Source organism: Chloroflexaceae bacterium (genome assembly GCA_025057155.1).
In the GTDB taxonomy this organism is placed as follows: Bacteria; Chloroflexota; Chloroflexia; order Chloroflexales; family Chloroflexaceae; genus JACAEO01.
Genome location: JANWYD010000182.1, coordinates 1 through 510 on the forward strand (window position 1 = coordinate 1; position 510 = coordinate 510).

Annotated in this window: 1 protein-coding gene; it reads right to left on the reverse strand. The window is 62.2% G+C overall.

The annotated features are described in order from the left end of the window. The coding region (locus NZU74_20910; GenBank protein MCS6883782.1) for a pyridoxal-phosphate dependent enzyme at positions 1 to 510 on the reverse strand (510 nt) is incomplete at both ends.

Here is a 510-nt window from a genome sequence, read left to right on the forward strand (position 1 = left end):
TGTGGGTTCGACGCCGACGATGCGATATTTTTTGCCCTCGCGGATTTTTTTGTGAAGGAACGGAAAGACCAGCCCGGCGAAGTTGCTTCCGCCGCCGCAGCAACCGAAGAGCGCGTCGGGTTCTTCGCCGGCCAGTTCCATCTGCTTAAGTGCTTCCAGGCCGATGACGGTTTGGTGGAGGCACACGTGATTGAGGACGCTGCCGAGGGAATACTTGGTGTGCGGGTGGGTGACGGTGTCTTCGATGGCCTCGCTGATGGCGATGCCGAGGCTGCCCTGGCAGTTGGGGTCTTCGGCCAGCAGCTTGCGCCCGTAGTTGGTCTGGTCGCTCGGGCTCGGATGCACCGTCGCGCCCCAGGTGTGCATGAGCATCCGGCGATAAGGCTTTTGCTGGTAGCTGACGTTGACCATGTAAACGGTGCATTCCAGGTCGAAGAGCTTGCAGGCCAGGGCCAGCGATGAACCCCACTGGCCCGCGCCGGTTTCGGTGGCGAGCCGTTTGGTGCCGGC